The 4178-nt window shown below is 67.7% G+C and carries 4 protein-coding genes; 1 reads left to right on the top strand and 3 read right to left on the bottom strand.

Features of this window, described 5'->3' with window-relative positions:
• Nucleotides 1-19: 19 nt before the first annotated feature.
• The 3 genes from CSW58_RS06780 to CSW58_RS06770 all read right to left on the bottom strand — a co-directional run bounded on the left by CSW58_RS06780 (nt 20) and on the right by CSW58_RS06770 (nt 3608).
• Nucleotides 20-988: a hypothetical protein gene (locus CSW58_RS06780; protein WP_099446778.1), complete on the bottom strand. Its 969-nt coding sequence runs from the start codon at nt 986-988 to the stop codon at nt 20-22.
• A 148-nt stretch (nt 989-1136) separates the two neighbouring features.
• Entirely contained in the window at nt 1137-3065 is a 1929-nt protein-coding gene (locus CSW58_RS06775) for a M61 family metallopeptidase (protein WP_099446779.1), read from the bottom strand.
• 165 nt (nt 3066-3230) lie between these two features.
• Nucleotides 3231-3608, bottom strand: a complete 378-nt coding sequence (locus tag CSW58_RS06770) for a response regulator transcription factor (RefSeq protein WP_099446777.1) — start codon at nt 3606-3608, stop codon at nt 3231-3233.
• A gap of 216 nt (nt 3609-3824) precedes the next feature.
• Between CSW58_RS06770 and CSW58_RS06765 the strand changes: the two genes are divergently transcribed.
• The coding region (locus CSW58_RS06765) for a PepSY-associated TM helix domain-containing protein (RefSeq protein WP_201721600.1) at nt 3825-4178 on the top strand (354 nt) is incomplete at its 3' end.

Here is a 4178-nt window from a genome sequence, read left to right as displayed (position 1 = left end):
ACCAGGGGCGGATGGCCCATCATGCCAGGCGCGGCGACCGTGCCGATGAAGGCGCCCGCCCCAGGATGACCGACAGGCCCAGCCAGCGGGTGACGGCGCGAGCGGCTGGATCGGCGCGGGTCGCCCCGTACTGAACCCCGATGGCGACAATGATCCCGACCATCTCCCAGACGGTGAACGCCCCGCCCGTCGCGCCGAGCGGCGGGTTGGACGGCAACAGCGGCGTCAGGGCCCAGGCCAGGACCGCCAGCGGCGCGGCCAGCAGCAGGGGCAGCCGGGTGATCCGCCGGGGATAACAGAGGAACAGGGCGATCATCGCCCCGCCATAGGCCACGGCCCCGCCCATGTTCAGCAGTCGGACCGGGGTCAGGATCGCGCTGACGGCGGCCACCTCGATCGTGGCGTGCACGGCCCACCCGGCGGTGAAGGCCAGCATCGACAGCCCCGTGAGGGCGAACAGCTGGGTGGCCCGCTCGCCCGGCCTCAGAGCCCAGACCCAGCCGCAGATCAGGGTGGCGATCAGGCCAAAGGCCAGGTTCGCCCAGAATTCGGCGCCGAGGCTCGTCAGAGGTCGCTGGCGCGCCGCCAACTGAACGGTCCGCGTTCGGCCCGCCGGATCGGTCAGATAGAGACGGGGCGGCTGGGCCTCGATCGCCCGCGCCAGACGGTCGAAGCGACCCATCGCCTCATCGACGCCGCGCTGGGTGCGGGCGTAGGATTCCTCGTCCAGGTCCTGGGCGACGATCGGCTGCACGCCGCCGTCCGGCCGCGCGATCCCGGTGAGGCGGTCGCCGATCCGGACCCCCGCCGCCGCCGCCGGACCGCCGGGCGTCAGGGCCCTGACCGTCACCACGCCGGAGTCTCGCGCCGCGTCGAGTTCCAGACCCAGCCATGTCGGGCGCGCCGACAGGCCGACCGCCAGACTGGCCGCCGAGAGGCACAGGAGCACCACGCCCAGCAGCAAGGCGTTGGGCGACGAGAAACGCATGCGGATTCGACTCCCCCTACCGAAGCGACAACCCTAGGGGGATTGCCACCGGCCCGTCCAGAGAGCGGCGTTCGATAGAAAGCGGGGGACGGCGTCGTCGCCCCGGACGGTCTCGTGAGCGAGCGTCCAGGGCGGCGGGTCGGTCAGGCTATTTGCGCGGCGCCAGGATGTCGTCGAGGCGGGCGGGCACATTGGCCACGCGCTCCAGCCGCGGATAGCGCAGGCCGTCGCGGTAATCGATCTTGACCATCCGATAGCGGTCGCCGTCCTTGATCAGCAGCTCGACCAGGGGTCCGTCCTTCTTGGAAGCGGCGGTGATCGCTTCCTTCAGCTTGTCGCCGTCATAGGTTTCGCCATTGACCGCGACGATCGTCTCGCCGGCGGTCAGGCCGGCCTTGAAGGCGGGGCTGTCCCAGTTGACGCCGGCCAGCACGCCGGCCGCGGCCACCGTGAAGCCCAGCGAGTAGCTGAGATTGGTGGTCTTGCCGCGGGTCTCGCCGCTCTTCCAGAATTCGGTCGGGGTGGCGGTATAGACCAGCTTGTAGCCGCCGCGCGTGAATCCATCCAGCGGCGCGCGCTCCGACAGGCCCTCGACCCGGGTCTTCAGGAAGCTCGTCCAGTCGTGTTCGACAACGCCATTGAGGGTGCGCACGACCTCGTCGAAGTCATAGGGCAGCGGCACATAGGAGCCGTCTTCCTGGCCGAAGAACGCCTTGGCGAAGTCGTCGAGCGACTTCTTGCCGCCGGTCTTCTCGCGGATCAGGGTGTCGGCGTCGAGCCAGATCAGCAGACCTTCGGAATAGTAGTCCTCGCTGCGCTGCCAGCTGGTCCAGCTGGCCGGCTTGCGGTTGGCGATGATCGGGTCGTTGGTCGTGTCGAGGACGTTGCGCCAGGTGCGGCCGGCGCGGGTGTCATAGAGCGCGGCCGTCATGGCCAGGGAGTCCAGGGTCTGCTGCTTGGTCAGCAGGCCCGAGCGCGCCGACAGCATCGTGCCCCAGTACTGGGTCTGGCCCTCATAGACCCACATCAGGCTGTCGCGCATCGGGGTGTTGAAGGTCGGGGTCCACAGGTCGGCCCCGCGTCGGAACTTGCCGTTCCACGAGTGGGTGAACTCATGGGGCAGCAGGTCGCGGCCGACATAGGTCTTGTCCCATTCGGTGAAGTACTTGGGCGCGACGCGGTTCTCGCTGGAGCGGTGATGCTCCAGGCCGATGCCGCCGATCTGGTCGCTGAGCGCCACCAGGAACTCGTAGCGGTCATAGTGGTGCGAGCCGTAGAGCTTGTAGGCCTGCTGCACGAGGTCCTTATGGGCCTGCAGGTGCTCGGGTTTCATTTCCAGATATTCGGGCTTGTCGGCGACCATGTTCAGGCGAACCGGAACCTTGCCCGTCGGGTCCAGCTCGACCTGCTTGAAATAGCGGCCGGCGAACATCGGCGAGTCGACCAGGGTTTCGAAGGGCACGGTCTTGAAGGTGGTCCACTGGCCGTCGGTCTTGGCCTTTTCCAGCGCGGTGCCGAAGCCCCAGCCTTCCGGCAGCTTGACGCTGGCCTCGATCGGGATGCCGCGGGTGTAGTAGCCGGCGGGATAGAAGCCCAGTTGCAGGAACTGCACGTTCAGCATGTCCGGCGTCACCAGGGTGCGGCCGACATCGGCCTTCACCGGGGTGAGGAACTGATAGTTCAGCTCCAGTTCGCTGACGCCCTCGGGCACCTGGACATGGAAGGTGAAGACGTCGGCGCTGTCACGCAGCCAGGGCAGGCGCTTGCCGCCGCCGGTGACCACCAGGCCGGCCATCTTGTCGAGGTCGTTGCGCGGCGAGTGGCCGCCGGGAACCCACTGCGGATAGTGGAAGCTGAAGGTTCCGGCCTTGGCGACCGGCATGGTCTCGCGGACGGTGAAGATCTTGCGCTCAAGGTCCGTCGTGTCGACCCACAGCTTCAGCGTGCCCGGATAGGCGATGTCCTGGGGCGCGGGCGCGGGCGCATTGGCGGGCGCCGGCATCGGCTTGCGGTCCTGGGCGATCGCGCCCCCGCAGACCAGCGAAAGGACGGAAACGGAAAAGAAGAGCGCTTTCACGAAGATCCCCAATGTGGCGCGCGGACGAGCCTCCGCAGCGAAAACCAGGGATACTTCTCCCCTAATTTCCCACTTGTCGAGATGATCCGCGTTCGTCGGCGACATTGCGGCGTTCTTTGAACGCGTCGGCGGGGCGCGCCGCCCCGAACCGGCCTGAAGCGGTATTCAGGCGAACTGCGGCGACGCCGGATAGCGCGCCTCGAGGTCACGAACCGCCATCAGCAGGCGGGCCGGGGTAATGGGCTTTTCCACCCGCGCGTCGCCGCGCTCGTCGCTCGGCATCAGGCGATCTTCCCGGGCCGAGGCCATCAGCACGGCCGTTCGGGCGCCCCGGCGACTGCGCATGGCCTTGATCAATTCGCCGCCGGTCATGTGGGGCATCATGAAATCGGTGATCAGCAGGTCGGGATCGAAGGCGTCCATCGCTTCCAGCGCCTGGAGGCCGTCCCGGCAGACCAGAACCTCGAAACCCGCCTCGCGCAGGGTGATCTCGTGGATAAAGGCGAGAATGGCGTCGTCCTCCGCCACCATGATCCTGCGCATCGCTCGCCCTCGACAGTCTTAACGCTTGATGAACGAAACCTAGACCGGCGGCCCGCCCGACGCACTGCGCGAAACGTCGCACTTGCCGTTTCAGCCGGGAAATTAAGCACAAAACCCAGACGTGTGGATAGGCCGGAACGTCAAGCTTGCTATTGCAAGTCGTTCTCAAGTAAGGACGACGGACATTCCCAGACCCGCCCTCCGCCGCAGGAACTCGTGAAGCTCGCCCCCGACCCGTCCCGCCGTTCCTTCTGGCTGAAACAACTGCACCAGTGGCACTGGATCAGCGCGGCCCTGAGCCTGGTCGGCATGCTGGCCTTCGCCGTGACCGGCTTCACCCTCAACCATGCCGGCCAGATCGAGGCCGAGCCCAAGGTGGTCAGCCGCAAGGCGACCCTGCCCGCCGACCTGCTCGCCCAGCTGGCCCAAGGCCCCGCCGAGGGCAAGCGACCGCTGCCGATCCGCGTCGAGACCTGGCTCGACCAGGCCGTCGACGCCGACATCGCCCGGCGGCCGGGCGAATGGACCGACGCCGAGGTCTATGTGGCCCTGGCCCGCCCAGGCGGGCGA

It is taken from the genome of Caulobacter sp. B11 (assembly GCF_002737765.1).
In the GTDB taxonomy this organism is placed as follows: Bacteria; Pseudomonadota; Alphaproteobacteria; order Caulobacterales; family Caulobacteraceae; genus Caulobacter.
Note: the sequence above shows the minus strand (reverse complement) of the source record. Positions and strands in the feature narration are given on the sequence as shown.